This window comes from Pseudoalteromonas sp. PAR1, from assembly GCF_947311895.1.
Lineage (GTDB): Bacteria > Pseudomonadota > Gammaproteobacteria > Enterobacterales > Alteromonadaceae > Pseudoalteromonas > Pseudoalteromonas lipolytica_C.
Genome location: NZ_CAMZMY010000009.1, coordinates 24,981 through 51,508, shown reverse-complemented (window position 1 = coordinate 51,508; position 26,528 = coordinate 24,981). Strand labels below are relative to the sequence as shown.

29 protein-coding genes are annotated in these 26,528 nt (G+C 40.7%); 15 read left to right on the top strand and 14 right to left on the bottom strand.

What is annotated here, in order from left to right:
* Positions 1–119: 119 nt before the first annotated feature.
* Positions 120–962, bottom strand: a complete 843-nt coding sequence (locus QL229_RS09325; RefSeq protein ID WP_281546800.1) for a 2OG-Fe(II) oxygenase family protein — start codon at positions 960–962, stop codon at positions 120–122.
* A 238-nt stretch (positions 963–1,200) separates the two neighbouring features.
* Between QL229_RS09325 and QL229_RS09320 the strand changes: the two genes are divergently transcribed.
* Complete coding sequence (locus QL229_RS09320) at positions 1,201–2,088, top strand: MBL fold metallo-hydrolase (RefSeq protein WP_249930275.1); 888 nt, start codon at positions 1,201–1,203, stop codon at positions 2,086–2,088.
* 7 nt (positions 2,089–2,095) lie between these two features.
* Here the strand turns inward: QL229_RS09320 and QL229_RS09315 are convergent, their stop codons facing one another.
* From QL229_RS09315 to aspS, 5 genes are all read right to left on the bottom strand, one after another.
* Complete coding sequence (locus QL229_RS09315; RefSeq protein WP_138558929.1) at positions 2,096–2,827, bottom strand: alpha/beta hydrolase; 732 nt, start codon at positions 2,825–2,827, stop codon at positions 2,096–2,098.
* 20 nt (positions 2,828–2,847) lie between these two features.
* Positions 2,848–3,435 carry a GNAT family N-acetyltransferase gene (locus QL229_RS09310; protein ID WP_138558928.1) on the bottom strand — a complete coding sequence of 196 codons (588 nt, stop codon included), beginning with the start codon at positions 3,433–3,435 and terminating at the stop codon, positions 2,848–2,850.
* Between the two features lie 31 nt (positions 3,436–3,466).
* A complete protein-coding gene (locus QL229_RS09305; RefSeq protein WP_281546821.1) occupies positions 3,467–4,054 on the bottom strand; it encodes a pentapeptide repeat-containing protein in 588 nt (195 codons plus the stop codon).
* Positions 4,054–4,260: a hypothetical protein gene (locus QL229_RS09300; RefSeq protein ID WP_138556801.1), complete on the bottom strand. Its 207-nt coding sequence runs from the start codon at positions 4,258–4,260 to the stop codon at positions 4,054–4,056. Before QL229_RS09300 ends, QL229_RS09305 begins: the two co-directional genes overlap by 1 nt.
* Positions 4,261–4,355: 95 nt before the next feature.
* Complete coding sequence (gene aspS, locus QL229_RS09295) at positions 4,356–6,125, bottom strand: aspartate--tRNA ligase (RefSeq protein ID WP_138556800.1); 1,770 nt, start codon at positions 6,123–6,125, stop codon at positions 4,356–4,358.
* Between the two features lie 228 nt (positions 6,126–6,353).
* On the opposite strand from aspS, the gene QL229_RS09290 reads away from it, so the two are divergent.
* Both QL229_RS09290 and QL229_RS09285 read left to right on the top strand, forming a co-directional pair.
* On the top strand, positions 6,354–7,202 hold the full coding sequence (locus QL229_RS09290; RefSeq protein WP_105173954.1) for a DUF72 domain-containing protein: 849 nt from the start codon (positions 6,354–6,356) through the stop codon (positions 7,200–7,202).
* A 22-nt stretch (positions 7,203–7,224) separates the two neighbouring features.
* Positions 7,225–7,719 (top strand): YgjP-like metallopeptidase domain-containing protein, encoded by a 495-nt coding sequence (locus QL229_RS09285; RefSeq protein ID WP_138556799.1) that lies wholly within the window; start codon positions 7,225–7,227, stop codon positions 7,717–7,719.
* Between the two features lie 9 nt (positions 7,720–7,728).
* On the opposite strand, the gene QL229_RS09280 is transcribed toward QL229_RS09285, so the two are convergent.
* The 3 genes from QL229_RS09280 to QL229_RS09270 all read right to left on the bottom strand — a co-directional run bounded on the left by QL229_RS09280 (position 7,729) and on the right by QL229_RS09270 (position 9,491).
* Positions 7,729–8,745 carry a DUF5924 family protein gene (locus tag QL229_RS09280; RefSeq protein ID WP_171040383.1) on the bottom strand — a complete coding sequence of 339 codons (1,017 nt, stop codon included), beginning with the start codon at positions 8,743–8,745 and terminating at the stop codon, positions 7,729–7,731.
* Positions 8,746–8,876: 131 nt separating this feature from the next.
* Positions 8,877–9,179, bottom strand: a complete 303-nt coding sequence (locus QL229_RS09275) for a hypothetical protein (RefSeq protein WP_058585273.1) — start codon at positions 9,177–9,179, stop codon at positions 8,877–8,879.
* Positions 9,180–9,254: 75 nt separating this feature from the next.
* Positions 9,255–9,491: a hypothetical protein gene (locus tag QL229_RS09270; protein ID WP_138556798.1), complete on the bottom strand. Its 237-nt coding sequence runs from the start codon at positions 9,489–9,491 to the stop codon at positions 9,255–9,257.
* A 261-nt stretch (positions 9,492–9,752) separates the two neighbouring features.
* Here QL229_RS09270 and QL229_RS09265 point away from each other — a divergent pair, with 261 nt between their 5' ends.
* The 3 genes from QL229_RS09265 to QL229_RS09255 all read left to right on the top strand — a co-directional run bounded on the left by QL229_RS09265 (position 9,753) and on the right by QL229_RS09255 (position 11,735).
* Entirely contained in the window at positions 9,753–10,145 is a 393-nt protein-coding gene (locus QL229_RS09265; protein ID WP_138556797.1) for a hypothetical protein, read from the top strand.
* Positions 10,146–10,403: 258 nt separating this feature from the next.
* Positions 10,404–11,021, top strand: a complete 618-nt coding sequence (locus tag QL229_RS09260; protein WP_138556796.1) for a hypothetical protein — start codon at positions 10,404–10,406, stop codon at positions 11,019–11,021.
* A gap of 12 nt (positions 11,022–11,033) precedes the next feature.
* Entirely contained in the window at positions 11,034–11,735 is a 702-nt protein-coding gene (locus tag QL229_RS09255) for a hypothetical protein (RefSeq protein WP_138556795.1), read from the top strand.
* Positions 11,736–11,900: 165 nt separating this feature from the next.
* Here the strand turns inward: QL229_RS09255 and QL229_RS09250 are convergent, their stop codons facing one another.
* On the bottom strand, positions 11,901–12,581 hold the full coding sequence (locus QL229_RS09250) for a DUF3334 family protein (RefSeq protein WP_054561772.1): 681 nt from the start codon (positions 12,579–12,581) through the stop codon (positions 11,901–11,903).
* Between the two features lie 118 nt (positions 12,582–12,699).
* Here QL229_RS09250 and cmoA point away from each other — a divergent pair, with 118 nt between their 5' ends.
* The 5 genes from cmoA (at position 12,700) to QL229_RS09225 (ending at position 17,067) form a co-directional block, all read left to right on the top strand.
* Positions 12,700–13,425, top strand: coding sequence for a carboxy-S-adenosyl-L-methionine synthase CmoA (cmoA, locus tag QL229_RS09245; RefSeq protein ID WP_063706202.1), 726 nt, complete (start codon positions 12,700–12,702; stop codon positions 13,423–13,425).
* 27 nt (positions 13,426–13,452) lie between these two features.
* Positions 13,453–14,421 carry a tRNA 5-methoxyuridine(34)/uridine 5-oxyacetic acid(34) synthase CmoB gene (cmoB, locus tag QL229_RS09240; protein ID WP_281546799.1) on the top strand — a complete coding sequence of 323 codons (969 nt, stop codon included), beginning with the start codon at positions 13,453–13,455 and terminating at the stop codon, positions 14,419–14,421.
* 201 nt (positions 14,422–14,622) lie between these two features.
* A complete protein-coding gene (gene purM, locus QL229_RS09235) occupies positions 14,623–15,675 on the top strand; it encodes a phosphoribosylformylglycinamidine cyclo-ligase (protein WP_063705981.1) in 1,053 nt (350 codons plus the stop codon).
* The gene (gene purN / locus QL229_RS09230) at positions 15,675–16,322 is read left to right on the top strand and encodes a phosphoribosylglycinamide formyltransferase (RefSeq protein ID WP_054551594.1); all 648 of its coding nucleotides are present in this window, start codon (positions 15,675–15,677) and stop codon (positions 16,320–16,322) included. Before purM ends, purN begins: the two co-directional genes overlap by 1 nt.
* Entirely contained in the window at positions 16,267–17,067 is an 801-nt protein-coding gene (locus QL229_RS09225) for a DUF3108 domain-containing protein (RefSeq protein ID WP_135924182.1), read from the top strand. The genes purN and QL229_RS09225 overlap by 56 nt, the downstream gene beginning before the upstream one ends.
* A gap of 18 nt (positions 17,068–17,085) precedes the next feature.
* Here the strand turns inward: QL229_RS09225 and QL229_RS09220 are convergent, their stop codons facing one another.
* Positions 17,086–17,850: a class II glutamine amidotransferase gene (locus tag QL229_RS09220; protein ID WP_054551596.1), complete on the bottom strand. Its 765-nt coding sequence runs from the start codon at positions 17,848–17,850 to the stop codon at positions 17,086–17,088.
* Positions 17,851–18,187: 337 nt separating this feature from the next.
* Between QL229_RS09220 and fadE the strand changes: the two genes are divergently transcribed.
* On the top strand, positions 18,188–20,644 hold the full coding sequence (gene fadE, locus QL229_RS09215; protein WP_135924181.1) for an acyl-CoA dehydrogenase FadE: 2,457 nt from the start codon (positions 18,188–18,190) through the stop codon (positions 20,642–20,644).
* Here the strand turns inward: fadE and QL229_RS09210 are convergent.
* Both QL229_RS09210 and QL229_RS09205 read right to left on the bottom strand, forming a co-directional pair.
* Positions 20,641–21,735, bottom strand: coding sequence for a DUF6136 family protein (locus QL229_RS09210; protein ID WP_281546798.1), 1,095 nt, complete (start codon positions 21,733–21,735; stop codon positions 20,641–20,643). The genes fadE and QL229_RS09210 overlap by 4 nt on opposite strands.
* Positions 21,732–22,322 (bottom strand): ATP-binding cassette domain-containing protein, encoded by a 591-nt coding sequence (locus QL229_RS09205; protein ID WP_138556792.1) that lies wholly within the window; start codon positions 22,320–22,322, stop codon positions 21,732–21,734. The genes QL229_RS09210 and QL229_RS09205 overlap by 4 nt, the downstream gene beginning before the upstream one ends.
* A 150-nt stretch (positions 22,323–22,472) precedes the next feature.
* Between QL229_RS09205 and QL229_RS09200 the strand changes: the two genes are divergently transcribed.
* The 3 genes from QL229_RS09200 to QL229_RS09190 all read left to right on the top strand — a co-directional run bounded on the left by QL229_RS09200 (position 22,473) and on the right by QL229_RS09190 (position 25,659).
* Entirely contained in the window at positions 22,473–24,398 is a 1,926-nt protein-coding gene (locus tag QL229_RS09200) for a S9 family peptidase (protein WP_281546797.1), read from the top strand.
* A 303-nt stretch (positions 24,399–24,701) separates the two neighbouring features.
* Positions 24,702–25,139 (top strand): SulA-like leucine-rich domain-containing protein, encoded by a 438-nt coding sequence (locus QL229_RS09195; protein ID WP_054551944.1) that lies wholly within the window; start codon positions 24,702–24,704, stop codon positions 25,137–25,139.
* A 40-nt stretch (positions 25,140–25,179) separates the two neighbouring features.
* Positions 25,180–25,659 (top strand): YchJ family protein, encoded by a 480-nt coding sequence (locus QL229_RS09190; protein ID WP_138556790.1) that lies wholly within the window; start codon positions 25,180–25,182, stop codon positions 25,657–25,659.
* A 31-nt stretch (positions 25,660–25,690) separates the two neighbouring features.
* Here the strand turns inward: QL229_RS09190 and QL229_RS09185 are convergent, their stop codons facing one another.
* Positions 25,691–26,527, bottom strand: a complete 837-nt coding sequence (locus tag QL229_RS09185; protein WP_138556789.1) for an alpha/beta hydrolase-fold protein — start codon at positions 26,525–26,527, stop codon at positions 25,691–25,693.
* Position 26,528: the final 1 nt, after the last annotated feature.

The following is a 26,528-nucleotide window of genomic DNA, read 5'->3' as shown; positions in this document are numbered from 1 at the left end:
AAACTCATATTTTATAATGAGCTTGGTCGATTAATTTAAGGCATAAAAAAAGCGGCTCAAATGCCGCTTTGTTCTCATATACCCAAACCACTTCAAGGTGGTTTGGGTATAGCTAATCTTTACTTAACACCAAGCTCGCGTAAACGCTCTTGTAGGTAGCTGTCTGCTGTGTAGCGCTCAGATAGCACAACATCAGGACGCGGGTGTAAGAATAATGGTAACGAAATACGTGATTTCGTTGACGCTTTACCCGTTGGGTTGATCACGCGGTGAATCGTAGATGGGAAGTAACCACCTGACGCTTCTTGAAGCATGTCGCCAATATTGATGATCAGGTTACCAAAATCACATGGTACGTCTAACCAACCGCCATCCGTTGTTTGTACTTGTAAACCAGGCTCATTCGCCGCAGGTAATACAGTTAATAGGTTGATGTCACCATGCGCTGCCGCACGGATTGCACCTGGCTCTTCATCACCAGTCATTGGTGGGTAATGAAGAATACGCAGGAGTGTTTGCTCTGAGTTAGCAATCATATCTTTAAGATCGATAGAGAACTTAGCGCGCACCTCTTCTGGTGCTTCAGCTTGAACCCAGCTTAATAATGTAGCTGCAAACTCATTCGCTAAACGGTAGTACTCACGAATTTCTTCTTCTAGCTGTGCTGGAACACGGCCTTTTGGATAAACGTGGTAGTACTCTTTAATATCTTTAACGGTAAAGCCTTTTGCAACTTCTGACACTGATGGTGGGAAATAACCATCTTGTGTCTCTTTTGAAAATAAAAACTCGTGCTTTTGCTCAGAATTAAAGAATTCTTGCCAATTCTTGTAAATAGACTCAACTAATGACTGAGGGATTGGGTGATTTTTTAATACACCGAAACCTGTGTTTCTTAGTGACTCAACAAATTGAGCGGCCGCATCGCTCACTTTATAATCAACGGTAGGTAAATGTTGCATTGTCTTTTCCAGTGAATAAGGTTCTAGAAGTCTGTGCTAAGCATAGCATTTCTTCATTATAGCGCTTCGCGAGGATAGAGAAACACAGGCAAAAACATAAGGACTTATGTCCGCCCCTACCTTGCTTAACTCCTTAAGTTTGATACAGATCAACTAAGCATTTAAGTAGTATAATATGCACTATCATCTAAACTTAGGTATGACCAACTAGACACGTTTCAACGCAAAAGGATCGCTAATGTTCAAAAGGCTGCAAATGTTACTTTTCAGTGCGCTCATACTCATTACCAATCAGGTTATCTCAGCAGAGCAAGCAAACTATAAAGTCGAAAATATTAAAGACAACGTATATCGCTTTAGTGCTGGCCATTACCACAGCGCTTTTATGATTGTTGATAACCTTGCCTTAGTGACTGATCCTATCAATAGCGACGCCGCAAAATACCTAAAAAACTATATCAAGAAAACCTTTAACGCCGAAATCAAATTCATGCTGTACAGCCATAGCCATGTTGACCATGTGATGGGCGGTAATGAGCTAATCGATACCAACACAACTATCGTTGCTCATCAGTTTGCAGCTGAGGACCTTAAATTAAATAAAGTGCCTACGGCTCTGCCTGATCTTACTTTTACCGATACACTCAAAGTCGATTTAGGTGATAGCTACGTGCTGCTTAATTACTATGGGCCTAATAATGGCCGAGGTAATGTCAGTATGCGTTTTATGCCTGCCAATGTACTTTATGTTGTTGATTGGATTGTGCTTGGCCGCATGCCATATAAAAACCTGATTGGTTACGATATTAACGGCATGCTGCATTCAACCAAAGCGGTGCTAAATGAACCTGCTTTTGCTGCATTTATAGGTGGCCATGCAGATACTGGCAACCGCGATGATGTTGTCTCGTACTTACACTATATTCAAGACTTACACACTGCCGTGCGCGATGGCATGTTAAAAGGTAAAAACCTTGCGACCTTACAAAAAGAAATAAGCTTGCCTAAATACAGCCATTTAAAAATGTACCAGCAATGGCTACCACTGAATATTGAGGGTGTGTATAACAACCTTGTCGAGATGGGCTATTTTAATTTTCGCAGCGACATTGATGCTCAGTTTTAACTGAGCATCAATGGCGGGATAAAAACGCGTTAAGTTCTTTACTCATACGTACAACAAGCGATTTTGGGCCACCATCATACATATCGTTATGGCGCGAATCTTTAAGCTTAATTTGCGTCACTGGGTATATAGCGAGCTCTTGCGGCGTTAGCAATACGTTGTCATCTGCTGGGAAATCGCTACCGCGTAATGTCAGTACAGCAATATTTTTGTTCCTTGGGATCAGCATACGGCGGTGATCAAGGGTGATCAGCTTAGCTACCTTAGCGGGATAAATAGCCGCATATAATGCTGCAATATCTCCCCCATTTGAGTGCCCAAATAAAGTGAGCTTATTAAAATCATACTCAGGATAACGCTTTGCAAGTTCTACGGCTAAAAACTCAAGGGTTTGTACACCACGGTGCCAGTTTTCCATGCGTGTGGTCATGTAGGGTGGCTCCGGGTTTAAACTCGGATCACCTTTTAACTCATGAGCAACTTCAACCGTTAAATAACCATGCTGATGAAAGGCCTGCTGGGCAAATTGATAGTCTGTGTTTGCCATACCATAGCCTGCTCCAATAAATACCACGGGGCACTTTTCCTTTACCGTGCATTCGCTATCGGCTGCTGTAATGATCACCGGAATATGGCGGGTGCGCTCAGTATCAAACAGTGTCTCTGTTTGGTTTGCAAAGGCTGTTTGCCCGCTAAGAGTGAAAACGAGTATTAGCGCCGCCTTTTTAATATTTAACATTCTATGACTGTTCTAATTTGCTATGACTGCGCTAATTTGAATTCTAAGCTACGTTTAACCATCGGCCACTCACCATCAATAATTGAAAACACCACAGTATCGCGGACGCAGCCATCGGCCATTATTTGGTGATTACGAAGAACCCCATCTTGTTTCGCCCCTAAGCGAGCAATGGCATTGCGCGAAGCCTGATTATGCCAATGGGTACGAAACTCAACAGCAATCACATTAAGTGTTTCAAATGCATAACTCAGTAGCAGTTTTTTACACTCAGTATTAACCCCAGTTCGCTGAAAGCGCTTGGCATACCAGGTGTAGCCAATTTCTAAACGGCGGTTTTTACTATCAATATTGCAAAAACGGGTTGAGCCTATCACCTCATCGGTGTGTTTATCGATAACAGCAAATGGTAATGCGCGACCAAGTGACTGTTGTTCAAACGCCATGCTTAAATAATCGTCAACACCTTCTTCATTGGGCACCGAGGTAAACCACAATTCCCAAAGCTTTCCATCCGAAGCTGCGCTTACCAAAGCATCGCGATGCTCAAGCGTTAACGGTACTAATTTTACAAATTGACCTTCCAAGGTGATGGGACTTAAATTCATAACTTTCCTTAACCCAAATTAGCAAAAATATTTAATCCACCAGCTCTATATCGAGCCCTGCTAATAAATCCAGAGCTGCATAACGCTCAAATTTGGCCTTACTGATATTGTTAGCTGTTATATCAATGGCGAAGTGGCTGGCACCAATAAAATTAGCTTTACTGAGGTTGGTTTGTTGAAACAAGCTGTCACGAAAGTCCGTATCAGTAAAATCAGCAGATGATAAATCCGCATGTCTAAAATCAACATCTTTGGCAAAACAGCTGCGCATTTTTATAGCCTTTAAACTAAGCTCAAAAAAGCTACTATGGCTTAGTTCACAGCCAATAAAACTCACAGGGGCACGGCTGGCAAGTAACGGCCAATCAACATCAGTAAAGCGCACACTGGTTAATTTACACTGTTTAAAGCTCACCTCTTCGAGTGAGGTGTATCTAAGCCCAAGCGCAGCTAAATTACAGTTTTTAAACTCGCATCCTATGAACCGACAGTTTTCAAACTGACTGTTGTTAAAGTCACAGTCGATAAATTCGCATTGCTCAAACTCGCAATGTGAAAACGTTTGATCAGCTAGGTTTACTTCAAAGGTGTGCTCAAAATAGAGGGAATGGCTTACGATCACGCGGTGGTCTCAATATCTTTTTTAAGCGCAAGTACAGCAATAAAAATAAGACCGAACAATGGAATTAGCCCTAGTAAACCACCAATAACGGCCACCACGATTGGTGTTGAGGTTTTACGCTTACCTAAGTAATAGCTGATCGCGGCAAAAACAGGGATCAAAATAAAGATTATTTGCCCGATTAAAGTTGCACTGATATTCACACTCTTTCCTTGAAGAACATACTAAGTATTTATTTAAACACAAAAAAACCCTAAGGCATACACCTTAGGGTTTTCGTAAATCAGGCTTTTACCAATTATTCAGCGTCTTTCGCTACAACATCAATTGCAAGCTCAGTTAATGCATCTGCATTTGCTTTGCTTGGTGCATCTGTTAATAAACATGATGCTTGAGTTGTTTTAGGAAAAGCAATAACGTCACGAATATTATCAGTACCGCACAACAGCATAACTAAGCGGTCAAGACCAAACGCAAGACCTGCATGTGGTGGTGTACCGTATTTAAGTGCATCAAGTAAGAAACCAAACTTGTCTTGTTGCTCTTGCGCATTGATGCCTAAGATTCTGAATGCTGTTTCTTGCATTTCTGCATTGTGAATACGTACCGAACCACCACCAACTTCGTAGCCGTTTAATACCATGTCGTATGCATCTGATAATGCACCAGCTGGGTTTGCTTCAAGCTCTTCAGGAGAAATACCTTTTGGTGCAGTGAATGGGTGGTGAACCGCATGCAATGTACCTTCGTCATCTTCTTCGAACATTGGGAAGTCAACAACCCATAATGGTTTCCAGCTATCAAGATCAGTAATGCCTAAATCAACACCAATCTTAAGACGTAACGCACCCATTGCTTCGTTAACAACGTTGCGCTTGTCAGCACCGAATAAAATGATGTCGCCAGATTGTGCGTTAGTACGCTCAAGTAATTGGTTGATCACTTCTTCGTTTAAGAACTTAGCGATTGGTGATTGCACACCTTCAACGCCCGCAGCACGGTCGTTCACTTTCATCCACGCTAGGCCTTTCGCACCATAGATACCGATGAATTTAGTGTAATCGTCGATTTGTTTACGAGAAAGCTCAGCACCGCCTGGTACAGTTAATACAGCAACACGGCCTTTTTCGTCATTAGCAGGACCAGAGAATACTTTAAACTCAACGTCTTTTACTAAATCAGCAACATCAACAAGCTGCATTGGGTTACGAAGGTCTGGTTTATCAGAACCATATAAACGCATTGCTTCGCTGTAAGGCATAACTGGGAAGTCGCCTAAGTCAACGTCTAGTAATGATTGCCACATTTCGCGGATCATTTTCTCAGTCATTGCACGCACTTGATCAGAGCTCATGAATGATGTCTCTAAATCGATTTGTGTGAATTCTGGCTGACGGTCAGCACGTAAGTCTTCGTCACGGAAACATTTAACAATTTGATAGTAACGGTCAAAACCCGACATCATTAATAATTGTTTAAATAACTGTGGTGACTGAGGTAAAGCGTAGAAGCTACCTTTGTGAACACGGCTAGGTACTAAGTAGTCACGCGCACCTTCTGGTGTTGCTTTTGTTAGTACCGGTGTTTCGATATCTAAGAAACCGTTGTCATCTAAGAAACGACGCACAAAGCTGCTCGCTTTTGCACGAAGTTTGATACGGTCGCTCATTTCAAGACGACGTAAATCTAGGTAACGGTATTTTAAGCGGCGCTCTTCAGAGTTTTGCTGATTAAAATCAAGTGGTAATGGCTCTGAACGGTTGATGATAGTTAAGCTTGTGCCTAAAATTTCAACTTCACCTGTTGCCATGTCTTTATTTACTTGGCTATCAGGGCGTGCGCGAACAACACCTTTTAACTGCACACAAAACTCTTGACGTAGTTTATTAGCAGTATCCATTAATCCTTCTACTTCAGGATCAAAAACAACTTGTACTAAACCTTCTCTGTCACGTAAATCGACGAAAATAAGGCCACCAAGGTCACGGCGTTTGTTGATCCAACCACATAGTTCAACTTCTTGATCTACGTGAGATTTATTTAGCTGTCCGCAATATATAGAGCGCATAGTATTCCTGTCAGTTAAAGACTTATAGCCGCCTGCTCTTAAGAGTTCGCTATTTTGAGAGCAAAAGCCACTATACAAAGTAATCATTTAAGGCAGAGCATTATACCCAAACCATCTCAAAATGCGAGTGCCAGCAGTGCCTGTCGGGGGGCTAAATATATGCCCCGGCTTCTGAGCAAACATTTCTTTTGTTACACTAGACATAATTTAAATTTATTGGTTGATTTAATGCTGTACTTAGGTTGTCCGCAGTGGTCTAGCACCGCATGGAAAGGAAATTTGCTCTCTAGTCACTGTAAAAGCGCCGACATGCTCAGTGAGTATGCGCAATGCTTTAACTCAGTCGAGGGCAACACCAGTTTTTATGCTGACCCAAGTCATGAGTCATTATTACGCTGGCATGATGCGGTACCCGAAGACTTTAAATTTACTTTTAAGTTTCATCGGCGTTTTAGTCACGAATTACAGCTGACGAATATAACTAGTGAGCTTAATGCGTGGCTAAACTTATTTGAGCCAATTTTTGCTAAAACGGGGCAAATTATGTTGCAGCTACCCCGTGCATTTGGCCCAGATGCCCTACCCCTTCTTGCTAATTTTATTGCACAACTACCCAAACAACTTAGTTACGGTATAGAAGTACGTCACCCCGGTTTCTTTCAAAAAGATGATGCAGAAATTCGTTTAAATCAGCTATTAATTGAAAATAATATAGACCGTATCAGTATGGATACCCGCGCTTTATTTGCTGTACCCGCCGATACCGATGCACTCATTGATGCGCAAAAGAAAAAGCCTTATTTACCTGTGCATGCCATTGCAACAGGAAATCAGCCTATGCTGCGCTTTGTGATTGCCAGTCTTGAACATGAATACAAGTCGTATTACCAGCCATGGCTACAAAAAATAAAACAATGGCTTGATGAAGGAAAATCACCCTATTTGTTTTTTCATACCGCAGATAATCGCCAGTCGCCACTTTTAGCAAGACAGTTCTGCCAAGATTTAGGTTACAATCACCCCGTGCTTGCGCCGTTTATAGGTGAACGCGAAGCAAGCCAAAGCAGTTTATTTTAGCGCCCGATTTATCAGAGAAAACATGAAAGATTACAGCCGTTATTTTCAAGGTTACCCGCCCCACATCATTGAGCAAGTGTTACAGCTATTTAATGGTGACAGAGCCGCAAAATACCTTAAAGGCAAATACCCTGATGCGCATAGCATTACCAGCGATAAAGCTTTATACAATTACGCCACTGAGCTGAAAAAGCGCTACCTTAAAAATGCCCTGCCTTTTGGCCGTGCCGCATTCAAAAAACAAGGCGATATGGTCACAAATGCCTTAGGGACCCATACTTTTCGTATGCAAGGTAAAACCCGAAAACACGATCTTGCCATTAATAGCGACCTACTTCGCGCACCTGAGCCACTTCTCAAAGCACTCGTCGTACATGAACTGGCTCATTTTAAAGAAAAAGACCACAACAAAGCCTTCTATAAACTTTGCTGCCACATGGAGCCGCAATATCATCAACTAGAACTGGATTTAAGAATATTCAGTGTGCTGGTAGGTGAAGGGAAAAATCCGTACTGAAGCTATCTGCTAAACTTCAGTAACCTCAAACCTTCTTTGCCCTATCAGCTGCCCAGACTCGGTAACCACTTTAACGACCCATTTTCCTGCGGCATTTGCAGGGAAATTCGTTTTATGGCTCCACGCTCGATAACCCTCTTTACGACCACCAGAAATATCCAAGGCTATGCGGTCAACTTCTTTACGATTATGCACCCAAACATGGAAGATTTTTTCATTTAAACCTCGCGGTGCTTTTACTGCACTAAAACTATATAGACCTTTTTCATGCAAGCTCTGCTCGCTGAGTTCTGTTATTGGCGAAAGTGGTTTACGGGCTTGTTCATCAAGCTGATACGACATGCTCATATCGGTTAAACGCAGTGCCGCAGGTGGCACAAAGCTACGTAATTGCCAAAGCCCTGCACTTAAAGCACAAAGCAATAACACCAATAACGGGAAACGCCACCATTTAGCATTAGGCATCAAATTACCAAGACTTGGAATTGTTAAAATAACAGCTGTTATCAGTGCAATTTCAAAACTTTGGCTGGTCGTTAACTTTAATAAAATTGGCAAGGTAACCGACAACACAACAAACAAAGAAAAGCTATGAAACACACTAAACCAGACACTGTGCCTTGCAAGCTTTTTGTAATAGAGGGGGTCAACAACAGAAACGAACGCACAAAGAATAATTAAAGCGGTGAACGCGGCCTGACCATGGTCCCAAGTAGTCACCGCCAAGAAAAATGGTAAAGCAAAAAACAAACTTTCTTGCTGCACAACTTGCAGCGCAAAGCGCATCACGTTGGGCGACACCGCCACACCAAAACGCTCCTCTACTTTATCTCTTAGCCAGTTATCTATTAACAACCACAACCAAGTGACTAATAACAAAATAGAGATAAGTTGCGAAAACGATTCTTTTCTTTCAACAAAGACATAGCTTGCCACACCACTGCAAAAAGCCAACACCGCCATCAACCCCGGCCGCTTCTGCATCATGAAAACAAATTTAGTTATAAAGTTTTTTAAGTAATTCATGCAATCATCAAATCCATTTAAGGCTTTATGAGTAAAGCATAAATTGGATGAATGTAAGCTTTAAACGAGCTTTAAGTTCAAAGCTATAAGCTGTAAGTTTTGAGCCAAGACTAGTTACTCAACTGCATCGATTATGAGGATTCGTAAATAACAATTTGGCTCAACCACCAGTTAAGTTCATCGTCAATTTGCCATGCCTCACATGAATTCAGGTGTTTTAAAATTACCTGCTTATCAGACTGACAACTAACTGCTTTTAATACAAGGTTACCATTTTCCCAAAGTGTTGCCCTTGCTATAAGGCCATTGCCCTTAATTTCAATGTATTGAGCTTTAGTTGGCTCACCCAATTGAGCAGAAAGAACCACCTTGAGATTTTCAATTGTCAAAATTTTAGATTTTGAATTTCTCCAATTTTCTAATTCTTGTAGCACTATTTTCCTCAACCTAAGAATGTAAGCAATTGCTACCAAGCAGTATTTTTTATACCAAGGTAGCTTACAAGTCCCTTAACCTAATGAGTCAAAGCAAATTTCCGTGTAACTCTCATATGAAATACCAAGGTTAAACTTTCCATACTCAGCTTGATTAGATTCGCTACCTTCAAGCCAAAGTTGTTTTGCCTCTAACAAATCAGAAATATTATCAATCTCTCGGACTCCATTAAGTACAACATGTAAAGTCTCCGATTGAGTTTGGAATGACACAAACACTTGAAACTCACTCCCAGAGCGTTTTAACTTCACTTCATTGACAATAACATCTTGGTATATGTGATTAAATTTCCGCGTTGAAATAAACTCAACATAAAACACTAAGTGCTATAGCCTTTTAAAAACAAAAAAGCGCGGTCTGACCCGCACCTCTATTTTATCTGACGGCTGAAAGCTCATGCTAAATAAATACAATTTTGACTATTTAATCAATTTTGGATAACTTCAGTCGAACACCTAGAATGCTTGAAATTATTTTTTCACAGTGGAGAGGTTGGAGAATAGAGGTAGATTATGCACGTTAAATTGAAATTCATTTTATTACTTTCTTTATCATTACTTTCTATTGGCTGCGCAAAAGCAGAGCAATGTGCAGAGTCAATGCAACTAGGTGAAACTACTTTGTATTCAGAGTGTCGAGGTGCTGAAGCAATTTCATCCAGTACTATACACTCATCAATGAGCCTAGGTGAAGCATTCGAAATGATGTTGAATATTTTAGAATCTAAGGGTGATATTCATGCTACAAAAAACGATTTATATGCTTCTATTTTTTCAATAATGCAAGCAGAAAAATTTAATTTTAGAGTAACTTATTTTCCTAATGGGATATTATTGGCTTCAAAGAATACTAGCGCAATTTATCTAAAAATAGATGAGAAAACATGGTTACAAAAGGTTCTGTAACGTACACATTAAAAAATGTTAAATTGCAACTTAAACCGCATTCCACCCCTGCATTTGTTTACTATTTAGCACTTTATAACAATACACATAACGCCCCCATTTATTGATTCAACAAACCTCGCATTAATATCAAATTAATAATTGAACCCAATACAGGACCAATATACAATTAAAAAGTTAGTTTCCAGTTAATATTAAATCTTGTTAATAACAAAAATTAACTCCTAATAAAATAAAAGGTAAAGAAAGGAATATCTAATGCCATTAAATGCAAACGTAAAAACAGAGGTTATTAAAAATACTGAGAAGTTTGAAGGACGAGTTCCTCATTTGTATCTTGATACCAGAGGGTTAGTTACTGTGGGAATCGGTCATCTAATTTCAAACAAAGCAGCCATGGCATCAGTTGTCATGTATAAAAAGAATTCAAACAACACGCTTGTGTTAGCTTCATTAGCTGAGAAGCAAGCTGAGTATGACTCGATAAAAAAGCAACCCTATGGCTTTAGTCGCAATGCAAATTTTTACAAATTGCATACAACTTTAATTATGAAAGACCATGATATAGTGGCGCAAAAAGAAAAACACATTTTAAAATTCTATAGTGAACTTACTAAATATTACACCACGTCTAATGGCTTCGCTAAAAACTTTGATTTAATGCCCTATTCAGTACAGAAAGCATTATTTGATATGGTCTTTAATTTGGGAATAACAAAGCTGCGTACACAGTATGTAAAGATGAATAACGCCATTAAGAAAGAAGACTGGATTGTTGCAGCAGCTGAGAGTAAAAGGGTTGGCATTTCAAGTTCACGAAACAACTATGTCAGCAACTTATTCCTTTCTGCCCAAAAACAGACAATCACACCTTAAGAGGTTAAAAGCATGTCTCAGCAATTATTACGTTTAGGAATATACGTTAGTGTTATTTTTACCTTGTTAAGCGCTTGCTCTACAAGCAACCAACCATCAAAACAACAGCAAAACATTGAAACTGCTTGGCTGAATCCATTGATATTTGAACAACAAATCGAGACTAATGGCTCTTTGGAGGATATCAAATTCAATATTGAGTTTACAGGAACTGATGAAAAGCCATTTTTTGCTAAAGGGTGCTCTTTTGTACTTCAAAGCGGCGATGATATTGTTGTGGACTGGGAGTATGACCGCTGGCAATGGCTTAAAGCCAACTGTGTGGGGGCAAATAGATACTTCAACGCACCAAAAACTGCCTATAGTTTCTGGCCTGAATTATTTGACTACGAAACAATTAAGCACCTTCCTGCTTCGGCGATTCCCAATTTAGGAGGCGAAAGTTTAGAAGGGCGAACTGGTAGTTTATCTTCTTACGATAAAAGCCTTACGTTCGTTGCAGCATCACGTGAAAACAGTATTTCGGTAGAGGTAGATGGTTTAGAGGTGCATTATACTCAAGTTGCACGTGCAGACTTTAATCGTGATGGTTACCAAGATATTTTCATCCGTATGGATTGGTTTGTAAAAGATGCGTTTGGGAAAGGAACTGATTGGGTAGTACTAACTAAATTATCCTCAGTTGAAGATCCTATGTTGCTCTGGCGAAATTAGAAAATTAAATATGGATGTGTAATTTAGAATCTATAAACAAATCCACATTGAACTCAACAGAAAATTTAAACACAAAAAAGCGCGGTCTAGACCGCGCCTCTATTTTATCTGATAGCTGACAGCTCATACCGTTGGGTTTCGCTGCGCTCTACCCAACGTAAACTGTTACAAACCAAGCTCTGCCATAAAATCGTCATCTGCATCGTCTGCTTGTGATGATGCTTTTTGCTTTTCAGCTTTTTGTTTAGCTTCGTTTTCGATGATGTCATCTGGGTCAACCGCTTCTGAAATATCAAAGTCATGAAGCTTGATAAATTCAGTTTTATCCATTGCCAGTTCAAGATAGAAGATATTTTGCTTCGCTGTAGTGAAGGTCACACGGCGCGCTTGTGGTCTATCCATGGTGGTATCAACAGAAATTTGCACCTGTTTGTTAATCGCCATCATCTTAGGTTGGTTTTGCGTAATAGAAGTATGCAGTTGGTCGCGTACTTTTGACGTAAAGTCACCAACGATTTGGTTCATCAGCTCGCCGAGTACGTTTGCCACATCATCTGATAAATGGCTTTGTGCAATTTCGTCCTCAGGCATACCCATGTTACGCATATAATCATGGTAAATTTCCATGGCTGCTTGCGCTGTGAAGTTTGTTACCACAAGGCCAGTAAAACCACCATCGAATAATACAAAACAGCCAATATCTGGGCGCATACAGGTGCGGGTTATTTTTTGTACCATGGCAGAATAACTAATACTATTACCACTTGCTGAAGACAGAACTCCAGTCACTGAATGACACAGAGTTGATAAGATATCTTCTGTACTAATCACTTTGCTTTTTGTCATTAAACTTCTCTTTTTTGTACTTGTTATTGATAATTCTAGCCAAGCTACTGAATTTATCACTGACTATCCAGTTAAAAATGCTAAAATAGCGGTATTATTTTTTAAAGAGACTGTTCACGTGACGCAAAAAGACAGTATTTATGCCACTGAGCAAGCGGTTAAAGACTTTAGCTTTGACCAACATGTAGTAGAAGTTTTCCCAGATATGATCCAGCGCTCGGTGCCGGGTTACGCAACCATTGTTAGCACCATAGGTAAACTGGCTGGCGAATACGCGCAAAGTAATTCAAACCTATACGACTTAGGCTGTTCACTTGGTGCTGTAACTTTAAGTATGCGCCGTAATATTCGCACCGATAACTGTAATATTATTGCCGTTGATAACTCAGAAGCGATGGTTGAGCGTTGTAAATTACATTTACAAGGTTTTCGCTCTGACGTGCCGGTCACTGTCACGCTGGGTGATATAAACGATTTAGCCATCGAGAATGCCTCTGTGGTGGCGATGAACTTTACACTTCAGTTTATTCCACCTGAAAAGCGCCAAGCGGTGCTTGAAAAGATTTACGCAAATTTAAAACCAGGCGGCGTTTTGCTGCTGAGCGAAAAAATTAGAGGTGAAAATGAGCAATGCGATAATTTGCTCATTGATTTACATCATGATTTTAAACGTCATAACGGCTATTCAGAGCTTGAGATCAGCCAAAAGCGCACAGCTATCGAAAATGTCATGCGCCCTGATCATTTATCTACCCACTTAAACCGATTAAGTGAAATTGGTTTTAGCCAAACACAAGTGTGGTATCAATGTTTTAACTTCTGCTCGATGATTGCAATCAAGTAATCATCACAACGATATAAAGAGTATTTCATGTCTCAATGGTTTAACCAATTTTACGCTGCGATTGCACAAAGCCCGCTAAGTCACTGGCTCGAAACTTTGCCTGGTCAATTAAAGCACTGGGAACTCGAAGCCAGCCACGGCGATTTACCTAAATGGCAAAAAGTGCTAAAAAACTTACCTGAGGTAAGCACAAACCATGTAAACCTACAGGATAAAGTACAAATCGGCACCGGTGATGAGCTATCTGAGGGTCAGCAAAAACAGTTAACGCATTTATTAAAGCGCATGATGCCATGGCGTAAAGGGCCATTTAGCTTACACGGTATCGAGATTGATACTGAGTGGCGCAGTGATTGGAAATGGGATCGTTTACTGCCTCATATTGAACCGTTAAAAGGCCGCACTGTGCTTGATATTGGTTGTGGTTCAGGTTATCACTTGTGGCGTATGCGCGGTGAAGGCGCTAATTTTGTGGTAGGTATCGATCCATCTGATTTATTCTTATGCCAATTCCAAGCGATAAAGCATTACCACCAAGATGAAAACGTGCATTTATTGCCATTAGGTGTTGAAGCTCTGCCAGAGCTAAAAGCATTTGATACAGTATTTTCGATGGGTGTTTTATATCATCGTCGTTCACCAATCGACTTTTTAGCGCAATTAAAAGCGCAGCTTCGTCCTGGCGGTGAGTTAGTCCTTGAAACACTGGTTGTTGAAGGTGATGAGTACACAGCTTTAGTGCCAACCGACCGTTATGCAAAAATGCGTAATGTGTGGTTTATCCCAAGCACCGCGGCATTAAAACTATGGATGGAGCGCGTTGGCTTTAAAGATGTACAAGTTAAAGACTGTGCAATCACAACGCTTGAAGAACAACGTAAAACCCAGTGGATGGAAAACGAATCATTGGTCGACTTTTTAGACCCAAATGACACTAGCAAAACCATTGAAGGTTACCCAGCCCCCCTACGCGCTATTTTAACTGCGAAAGCTTAACAAATAGTGAGAAGTCTCTAGTTACAAGGTCAAAGTGACATTTACTTGATACTTTTGCCTTGTAACTTGAAAGCAAAAAAGCCGGACAACTGTCCTTGTCAAGTCGGTTAAAGTGATTTTTCAACTAGCCGCGCCATTGCAATTGTTGTAAAATACGCGCGTTTCTAAGCAACCCACATGCAACTTTTTTGAGGAAAACCTGTGAGCGAACAAAAACAGTCTCTTAGCTATAAAGACGCGGGCGTAGATATCGATGCCGGTAATGCACTTGTTGAGCGTATTAAAGGCGTAGTTAAAAAAACCAGACGTCCTGAAGTAATGGGCGGTATCGGTGGTTTTGGCGCACTTTGCGAACTACCAACTGGCTATAAAGAGCCTGTACTGGTTGCTGGCACAGACGGCGTTGGTACAAAACTACGTTTAGCAATCGATCTTAAAAAGCACGACACAGTGGGTATCGACCTTGTTGCTATGTGTGTAAACGACCTTATTGTACAAGGTGCAGAGCCACTATTTTTCCTTGATTACTATGCAACTGGTAAATTAGACGTAGACACTGCGGCTGATGTTGTAACAGGTATTGGTAAAGGCTGTGAGCTTTCTGGCTGTGCATTAATCGGTGGTGAAACTGCTGAAATGCCAGGTATGTACGACGGCGAAGACTACGACATGGCTGGTTTCTGTACTGGTGTTGTAGAAAAATCAAAAATTATCGACGGTACTAAAGTTGCTGCAGGCGACCAATTAATCGCCCTTGCATCAAGTGGTCCTCACTCAAACGGCTTCTCATTAATTCGTAAAGTTCTTGAAGTATCTGGCGCAGACACGAGCGCTGAGCTTGAAGGCAAAACACTTGGCGATCACCTTTTAGAGCCAACTCGTATCTACGTTAAACAACTACTTGAGCTATTCAAGCAGGTTGACGTACACGCGTTATCTCACATCACGGGTGGTGGTTTCTGGGAAAATATCCCGCGCGTACTTCCTGAATCTGCAAAAGCAGTTATCAAAGGTGACAGCTGGGAATGGCCTGTTGTTTTCAACTGGTTACAAGAAAACGGCAACATCACAACACACGAAATGTACCGTACATTCAACTGTGGTGTTGGTATGATTTTAGTTGTTCCAGCAGACAAACTTGAGCAAAGCTTAACAATCCTTAAAGATCTTGGCGAAAATGCATGGCATATCGGTGAGATCCAAGATGCGAAAGCAGGCGAAGAGCAAGTAGAAATTTTAGGTGGTCGTGACTAATGACCCCTTGTCGTCTTGTTGTATTAATTTCTGGTAGCGGTTCAAACCTTCAAGCCATCATCGACGCATGTGCGCGTGGTGAGATAAAAGCCGAAATCGCCGCTGTTATTAGTAATAAAGCCGACGCCTATGGCCTTGAGCGAGCAAAAAATGCAGGTATACAAACACGTGTACTTAGCCATAAAGATTTTGACTCGCGCGAGGCCTATGATGCTGAGTTAATGGACATTATTGACAATTTTGAACCAAATCTAGTTGTATTAGCTGGTTTTATGCGTATTCTTACTCCTAGCTTAGTGCAAAAATTTAAGGGAAAAATGTTGAACATTCACCCTTCTTTGTTGCCTAAGTACCAAGGGCTGAATACCCACCAACGAGCGATAGATGCAAAAGATGACGTTCATGGTGTCAGTGTTCACTTTGTCACAGAAGAGCTAGACGGCGGTCCCGTTGTTCTTCAAGCCAAAGTGCCGGTACTCGAAAACGATACCGCAGAGACACTCGCACAACGTGTTCATCAGCAAGAACATATAATCTATCCATTGGTGGTCAAGTGGTTCAGTGAACAACGACTCAAGATGGAAGCAGATTATGCAGTTTTTGACGAAAAGAAACTTCCTGCACACGGCGCGCACTATCCAGAATAAAAATTTAAGTGCCCTACTCGCTTGTGTGGGCACTTTATTACTTCCTACCAGTGTTTTAGCTGGCGATCTCACTCAATATGAAGCCAAATACGATGTACTTCGTAAAGGCGAAACCCATGGTAAAGCAATCCGCGAGCTTAAAAAAGCAGCAGACGGTAACTACGTGATCACTTATCACAGCGAAATCGAATGGATGATTTTTTCTGACTCACGAAAAGAAACATCTAAATTTACTTACCATGATCAAAAAATTTCTCCGCTAAGTTACACCATGGAGCGCTCAGGCACAGGGCCTGATAAAGAATACAGCTTAAAATTTGATGCGGCGCAAAAACAAGTACAAAGCAGCGAAAGTAAATACCCATTAAAGCTTGATTGGTCTGACGATTTTCAAGATTCACTGTCTTACCAAGTGCAAGTGCGCGAAGAGTTAAAACAAGGTAAAACGCAATTATCGTATCCATTGATTGATAAAAAAGGCAACCTTCGCAATTACGACTTTGAAGTCATCGGCACCGAAGTGATCTCGTTACCTGTTGGTAATGTAGAAGCGATTAAAGTTAAGCGCTTATATGATAACGATAAACGCCAAGCATTGGCGTGGTTTGCCCCAGAAATGGACTACATGCTCGTGCGTATGTGGAAAGGTGAAAAAGGCGTAGAGCAATTTGAAGTGCAACTTAATTCATTCACTGTGACCACACCAGTCGCCGTAACAAATGAAGTGAGTAATGAAGCGCCTTAATAGCGCTTCATCTTTTATTTAAATTTTTTCGCCCATTTTAAACAGTGCAAACTCACCGGGTTCCATTTTCTGCCAGCGTTCATCATTGGTGAGAGGCCGTGTTGCAATAACGGTAACCACATCGTTCGGTGTGGTTTCTTTTTGAAAATCAATCACCATGTCTGCATCAATTAATGTCGCTTTGCCAAACGGTGCACGCCGTGTGATCCAATGTAGGTTATTAGTGCAATAAGCTAACACATAAACACCATCGGTAAGTAACATATTAAATACGCCTTTTTCGCGCAGCGTATGGGCAAGCTTTGCCGCGTAACGAAATACAGACGCCATATTTGATGGCCGCTTAGGGTATTTTTCGCGAATTTTATCGAGCAGCCAACAAAACGCCAGTTCACTGTCAGTGTTACCGACAGGTCGATAGTAATCTGGTTTTAAATCATGATAATTAGATAATTGCCCGTTGTGTGCATACGTAATTTCACGGCCCCATAACTCGCGGGTAAACGGATGCGTGTTTTCAAGGCATACACGACCACGATTCCCTTGGCGAATATGACTTATCACCGAAATACTTTTAATAGGATACGCTTTAACGAGTTTGGCAATTTCTGATTGGCAACTTGGCTCGGGATCTTTAAATGTGCGACAGCCCTTACCCTCATAAAAGGTGATGCCCCAACCATCTTTATGCGGGCCAGTGTTTCCACCACGCTCTAATAAGCCCGAAAAACTAAAACAAATATCCGTTGGTACATTGGCTGACATGCCAAGCAACTCACACATAGAACTATTAACCTATAAAACTAATCGAAGTAAAAGGCATGATGGGCTGATCCCTGCCTGCGCTCATTGTTGTACATAGCGCTAAAGATGGCAACTGCTATGCTGAGATTTTCAGAACTATCTGATAAATAGTGCATATTTTACACACCTTTTTACATGTACCATTTACATAAACTAAATAGTCATAAGCCCACTGTAAATTTTTTTGCACTGTTCATACAGTTTACTCATTAAAAGGTTTTACAAAGCATCGTTTTATCTTTGTTCCCCTCTTGATAATTCATGGTTGTAGCGCTACTCTAAAAGAGGTGGTCTGACCTCTATTAAGGAATAATCAATGACTCTCATATTTTTACTTGGTTTACTCGTGCTACTTAGTGTGGCGAGTTACCACAGATCGAGCTGGAATACCTGTTTAGGTATTGCCATTGCGACCTTACTTGTTGGCACTTTTGCTGGCGCGTTTGGTGCAATCAGTTGGCTACTATTCTTACTTGTTGCTGTGCCACTTTCTGTGACAAGCATTCGTCAACAATACATCATCAAACCTATTTTTGCTGCATTTAAAAAAGTAACCCCGACAATGTCGGATACTGAAAAATCAGCAATCGATGCAGGTACTACGTGGTGGGAAGCGGATCTATTTTGTGGTCGTCCTGACTGGAACAAATTACACCAATACCCAGCACCAAAACTGACTATCGAAGAACAAGCGTTTATTGATGGCCCAGTTGAAGAAGTGTGTAGCATGTTAGATGACTGGCACGCAACGCACGAATTAACTGATTTACCGCAAGATGTTTGGCAATATCTAAAAGATAATAAATTCTTTGCCATGATCATCAAAAAAGAATACGGCGGTTTAGAGTTTTCTGCTTATGCACAATCATGTGTACTGCAAAAGCTAACAAGTAAATCAACGTTACTTTCATCTATCGTAGGTGTACCAAACTCATTAGGTCCGGGCGAATTACTTCAGCACTATGGTACTAAAGAGCAAAAAGATCATTACTTACCACGTTTAGCGAGTGGTCAAGAGATCCCATGTTTTGCTTTAACATCACCAGAAGCTGGTTCTGACGCAAGTGCAATTCCTGACTACGGTGTTGTTTGTAAAGGTCAATGGAACGGCGAAGAAGTTGTTGGTATTAGCCTAACGTGGAACAAACGTTACATTACTCTTGCTCCTGTTGCGACTGTACTTGGTCTTGCATTTAAACTACAAGATCCAGACGGTTTACTAGGTGATAATAAAGAACCTGGTATTACCTGTGCGTTAATCCCAACAGATACTCCTGGAGTAGAAATTGGCCGTCGTCACTTCCCGCTAAATGTACCATTCCAAAATGGTCCTACTCGCGGTAAAGACATCTTCGTACCACTTGATTACATCATTGGTGGCCCGAAAATGGCTGGTCAAGGTTGGCGTATGCTAGTTGAATGTTTATCTGTTGGTCGTGCAATCACCTTGCCGTCTAACTCAACAGGTGGCATTAAAACAATTGCGCTTGCAACAGGTTCTTACAGCCGTATTCGTCGTCAATTCCGTTTACCTATTGGTCAAATGGAAGGTGTTGAAGAATCAATGGCAAAACTTGCAGGCTACGCTTATAGCTCTGATGCTGCCGTTAGCATGTCTACCGGTGCTGTTGACCTTGGTGAAAAACCATCGGTTGTATCTGCGATTATCAAATACCACTTAACTGAACAAATGCGTGAAGCAACAATTCACGGTATGGATGTTCATGGTGGTAAAGGCATCATGCTTGGTCCAAACAACTACCTAGGTCGTGGTTATCAAGGTGCGCCAATTGCAATCACTGTTGAAGGTGCAAACATCTTAACGCGTAACATGATCATTTATGGTCAAGGTGCAATTCGTTGTCATCCATTCGTGTTAACTGAGCTAGGCGCTTGTGCAATTGAAGACCGCGAAGAAGCGCTTGCAGTATTCGATAAAGCATTAATGGGTCACGTTGGCTTTACTATTTCGAACCTTGTTCGTACTAAGTGGTTAGCACTAACGAATGCTCGCTTCACAAGTACGCCGTACAAAGACGAAACAGCTGAGTTTTATCGAGTTGCGTCACGTTTCAGTGCATCATTAGCATTAATGTCAGATATCAGCATGGCGGTATTTGGTGGTTCATTGAAGCGTAAAGAGCGTATCTCTGCACGTTTAGGTGACTTACTAAGCTACTTATACCTTGTATCTGCAACACTTAAACGTTACAACGACGAAGGCCGTAAAAAAGAAGATTTTGCGCTAGTTCAATGGAGCTGCCAAGATCACCTTTACCACTGTCAACGAGCTCTTGCTGACCTAATCAATAACATGCCATCTGCACCACTTCGTGCAATGCTAAAAATTATGTTATTCCCATTCGGTCGTCCAGTTCGTAAACCTACTGATAAGCTTGAGCATAAACTTGCGCACTTATTACAAGTACCAAGCGAAACTCGTAACCGTTTAGCTAACTACATTTACCTTAAAAACGAACCACTTAACCTTGTTGGTCGTCAAGAGCAAACGCTTAAAGACATTCTCGAAGTTGAGCCGCTGTTTGATAAGGTATGCCGTGAAAAAGGCGTAAAACTGCCTTTCTTCCAGCTTGATAAAGTAGCGCAAATGGGCCTAGAAGCTGGCATTTTAAGTCAAGCAGAAGCCGACAAACTAGCTGCTGTTGAAAAAGCCCGTCTTGACGTTATTAACGTTGACGACTTTGACCCAGCAGACTTAGTTGCTGGTAAAGTAGCCCGTGGCGAAAGCGATAAAAAAGCAGACGCTGCCTAAGCTAGCAAAACAATTCCAATTGTTATGAAAAACCAAACCAGCGCAAATTGCGCTGGTTTTTTTTGCGCTATATATTGCTGTAATAAACACCAGCCTGCGCCAATGGGTATGTAAATTAAGTTAGTGCCAAGCATGCTTATAACTACCATTAAAGCCACAGCAAAAAATATAAGACTCGGTATAAAATGGCTTACATAAAACAGATTGTCTTGGTTATTACTTTGAAAGAATAACCGATATTTTTTAAAAACAGCCATGCAATCGAACTGTAACGAGCTAGTTAGCAACACACATACTGATAAAGCTACAGCCTGTATCAGATCACTAAAGTCACTCCGAATTGTTATTAGCTGTAATAAAGAAAACAAACATGCAACCAGAACTGAGCAACGCCATATTAAACACCAACTGTGTTGTAAAAAGTAACTAAACCAAAATAAAGCAAACGAGTGTACTTTCAACTTATGGCTAATTCTTACAGAAGGGATTAAAGTCGAGCAGCTGAAAATAGCAACAAATCCTAGATAGTATTGCAGCGAAGATAAACTAACAGGCAGTAATATCAGTACAGAGCTTATTAACAAGCTATAAAAAAGTGCAATTGGCCTATAAAGAACAAATACCCCACATAGCCACTGCAAAAACACAAAAATCATAAAATGAGGCACTTGTAGCCATTGTTTCAACGATAAATCTACAGCTATTAATAAACTCGCAATGAGCCAAACATTACTTAAAAATAATAACTTGCAGTCAACACATACTCGCCAAGAGGGTTTATAAAGGCTTCGCTGAAATGCCCTGTTTTGCACATTTTTAATGGCTGGCGCCATGGCCCATAACATCACCGATTCAAGTAAAAGATAAACCAATGCTAATTTGGCGCCAGAAGCAGGTTCTGCATGGCTATCGACTATTTTCCCAAGCCCTAAAAACAACAGTAAAACCATACCAAGAAATGCAGGGCCAAGTAACAGTGCGAGCAACAAGCTAAAGCTCTTTAACTGAGACAGCATGCTTTTAAGGTTAGTCGTATATGCTAAGTATCGATAAGCAAGGAATGACACGTAGCTAGCAAGAGAGTCAATCATAATGCTGTACACTCAAAACCGTGCTGTATAAACACCTGAGGTTCGTGGCTTGTGATTATGATTTGCCCATTAGGTTTATCATCTAAGTAGTCATCAAGTAAGGTCAGCAAAAATTGAATACTTGTTTGATCAAGCGCTGCACTCGGTTCATCTAATAGTAAAAATGGGGCTTGCTTTAAAAAAGCAGTAATAAGCTGGCATTTCTTTTGGTTTCCACTCGATAAAGAACTGAAGCGAGTGTTGAGATGCTCTGTAAAGTTAAAACCTGTAATGAGCTGCTTTGGTATGTCTTTCTTTAATGCCTTGAAACTAAGTTCAATAATTTGCCTCGCAGTTAAAAAATCAGGCAGCACAATACGATCGCTTGCAATTGAAACATCGTTTTGCGGTGATTTTAATGCCTCATTATTGTATAAAATCTGCCCTGACTGTGGCTCTTCTAGGCCAGCGAGCATCATCAGTAGCGTTGTTTTTCCTCTGCCATTGGCTGCCTGTAAACAAACTCTTTTACCTTGTAATTGCTTATTGTAGTTTTCAAAAACGTGGGCTGAGGCAAAACGTTTATTGAGGTTGTTTATTGCAATCATGTTTACTTCCTTTAATAGTGGAAAAATAATATCACACTCATGTCCCTATTTATTTACATGATTTGAAACAAATATCGAACGGGTAAAACTTGCGTTTAGATTATGAACAGGCAACACTTTATAACGAAAAATTAACAAGGAATAATTACAATGAAACCGAGTTTTCAACTAGCAGCCGTGGCATGTGCACTCAGCCTTGCACTTGCAGGATGTTCACAATCAACCCAATCAACAAGCAGCACCGAAAGCGTGCAACAAAGCCAAACTGTTAAACAGTATGATGCTGAAACCTTTTTTGATACAACCTCAATTATGGGCAGCAGCTTTTCACCAAAAGGCGACAAAATACTTGTTAGCAGTGATGAAAGCGGCATTTATAGCCTGTATGAAGTAGATATAAAAACCGCCAAAAAAACCCGCTTAACAGACTTTGAAGACAGTACTTATGCAGTGGCTTATTTTCCTAAAGATGAGCGCGTACTATTTACTAAAGACTCAGGTGGTAACGAGCGTTATCACGTCTATGTTCGCGAAACAGACGGCACAGTTAAAGACCTCACCCCAGGTGAAGAAACCCGTGCAGGATTTGCAGGATTCACAGAAGACGGTAAACACTTTTTTATAACCAGCAATCAGCGTGATGCTAAGTTTATGGACCTATATCTTGTTGATGCTAACAGCTATGAAGTAACGCCAGTTTATCAAAATACCATGGGGCTGGATGTCGGTGCGATAAGCCCTGACGGCCGCTTTATTGCTTTATCGAAAAACAATTCGAACAAAGACAGCGATGTGTTCATTCTCGATACGCTTAAAAAAAACCTTAAACCAGAGCTTATCACCCGTCATGACGACGACGCTAAGTATGGCCCAGAAACCTTCTCAAGAGACAGTAAATCATTGTATTACTCAACCGATGCTAAAGGTGAGTTTGCAGAAGTGTGGCGTTATGACTTAACTACCGGCGAGCACAGCCCTGCCCTCAAAGATGAGTGGGATGTCAGCTTTATATACTTCTCTAAATCTGGCCGTTATCAAGTAAGTGGTGTTAATGCCGACGCCAGCACTAAGGTGTCGATAATCGATACCACCACAGGTAAAGGTATTGCTATGCCATCGTTGCCTGCAGGTAACTTACGTGGTGTTAATTTTTCAGCTGATGAAAAAACTATGGCGTTTTATTTAAATTCAGACACCTCGCCAAGCAATTTATTTGTGTGGCAAGTCGGTGAGCCGAAAGCTAAACAATTAACTAACACATTAAGTGATGCAATTAATCAAAGTGACTTAGTTGAGAGCACAATTGTGCGCTTTAAGAGCTTCGATGGCTTAGAAATCCCGGGGGTTTTATATAAACCTAAGCAAGCCAACAGCAACAATAAAGTACCTGCTTTAGTTTGGGTGCATGGCGGCCCTGGTGGACAAAGCCGTACTGGATATAGTGCGATGCAGCAACATCTAGTCAATCATGGTTATGCCATTTTTGCGGTTAATAACCGAGGCAGCTCAGGCTATGGTAAAACCTTCTTCCATTTAGATGATAAAAAACATGGCACTGATGATTTACAAGATATTGTTTACGGTAAAAAACACCTGCAAAGCCTAGATTGGGTCGATGCCGATAAAATTGGTATCATGGGGGGCAGCTACGGTGGCTTTATGACCGCCGCAGCACTTGCCTTTGAACCTGAAGAATTCAAAGTAGGCATTAATATCTTTGGTGTAACAAACTGGGTTAGAACCTTAAACTCGATTCCACCATGGTGGGAAAGCTTTAAAAAGGCACTGTACGATGAAATGGGCGACCCCGCTACAGACAGTGAGCGTCACCGTGCAATTTCGCCACTATTTCATGCTAAAAACATCACTAAGCCATTAATGGTGATTCAAGGTGCTAATGACCCACGCGTTTTACAAGTTGAAAGCGATGAGCTCGTTGCCGCTGTAAAGGCAAATGATGTGCCTGTCGAATATGTATTATTCGATGATGAAGGCCATGGTTTTACTAAAAAGGAAAACCGCATTAAAGCCTCAAACGCATATCTTGAGTTTTTAAATACCTATTTAGATAAATAGCAAAATTGCAAAGATAAAGAGCCGGTTTTTAAACCGGCTTTTTTATGCAAAACACCTGTATAGAAGCAAAATATAGTAGCTCATACAGTACTGTATAGAATACTGTATAATTTTAATGATAAATTTTTCACCTTTTTGACCTTCCAAAACAAAAAAGTAACCCATTGTTTAATAAGAACTAAATGAATTTAATTAACATAAAACTGAATGATTGGTTAAAAAATAGCAAAAAAGTACTTGCGCAAAAACACTGTATAAACTACTGTATACACATACTGTATAAACAACCAGTGAGTGAAAGTTATGTTACAGCCAATTACCTTAAGAACAGTTAAAAGCTACCAACAAGATAACGACAAAGCGTCTGTTAATTTAATTCAAATTGAAGACGAAATATCAGCAACCTTTGAGCTATTAAAAGTATTGCATCATTACAATAGCCAAAATGCATGGACACTATTAATTGCCCCTGATCATGTTCCTAGCAAAGCATTATTAGATTCGTGTTCAATTGATACCAGCAAACTACTTGTGATCAGACAAAAGCATTTAGTAAACCTTGAGTACGTACTTAGCTCAGCATTACATAACGGTAACTTTGCTGCTGTGATCACATGGACAGATATTGTAAACAATCATCAACTTGATTCGATGAACTTAAACCTTGAGCAGGCATCTGCTAAGTTTTATTGCTTTACAAAAAGCGCTCAATTAAACAATTTAGTACCGCAGCCACAATAGGCTTGTTAAAATAACAATTTATAGTTTTAGGTAAGTTGTTATGACATCACTCACACACCCCCTTTGTCCTTGTGGCAGCGAATCGACTTACGAGCTTTGCTGCCAACCTTTTCATACAGGTGCAAGCCAAGCTAATACGCCAGAGCAACTTATGCGTTCTCGTTTTAGTGCATACGCGCTGAAAGATGCAAAATATGTATTTAGCACCTATGCACAAAGCCAACAAGCCGCAAACCCGGTTCGCGAAATTAAAGATTTTGCTAATAGCTGCCGTTTTACCAAGCTAAGTGTTTTAGATACAGAACATAATGATCAAGAAGGTTTTGTAGAATTTAAAGCAAATTACTTTTACCAAAGCTTATATTGTGAGTTACACGAAAAGTCGCGTTTTATTAAAGAAGATGGCCTATGGCGTTACCTAGATGGTGATATAACGCCAGTTGCAGATATTAAAATTGGCCGTAATGACGAGTGCCCTTGTGGTAGCGGTAAAAAATATAAAAAGTGTCACGCTCTTTAATTGCTCTTATACCAATCCGCTTAATTAAGTATTATTGCGGGTTGGTATTGGTCTGGTAAATCCAGTCTAGGGCTTGGGTAATCGTTGTTGGGAATGCGGTTGCATGGCGTGCCTGAGGAATAACAAATAAATTTGTTGTAACAAGCGCGCCGCTTTGTTTATTAATTTTAGCTGCTAATTGCCTTGCGCCCGACACCATTTTTTCACCTTCACTTTCTTCAAGTTCTCCCACTGCGATGTAAACTTTTGTTGTGTTGGCAGCTGGTTTTACAGCCATAGCTAATATTGAGTTTTCTTTAAACCACACTGAAGGACTGCCGATAATATAATTTGAAAAAAGCGAAGGCTCAGTGAATAAGGTAAAGGAAGCAAATAAACCACCCAGCGAGTTACCGACTAACGTACTTTTTTGGGTTGTTCTATAGTGAGCCTTAATATATGGCAATACAGATTGTTTTAGAAAGTTTAGATACTGGCTTGCTCCGCCAGTTTTACGTTGCCAATTTTTATCTTCAAATGGCGTATAGTCATAAATACGGCTATTAAGCCCCGGCAAACCTTTTTGATACCCTACTGCGACGATAATCACCTCTTCCATCGCCCCCGAATTCATCATTAAGCGACTGACGCCAGAGGCAATTGGCAAACTGTAGTTTGCATCTAACAGGTAAACAACGGGGTAGCGCTTCTGGTTTTGTTTTTGGTAGCTGCGTGGCAGTTTAATTGTAATGGGGTATTCGTTTTCGGTATGTTTATCTTTAAGTAACACAGTATTAGTACGTGGCAAAATAAATGGCTCAGCATGGCTTACTGAGCTCACGCCGAAAACACTGATCACAAAAACGAGCAATAGCAATAAATAAGGCATA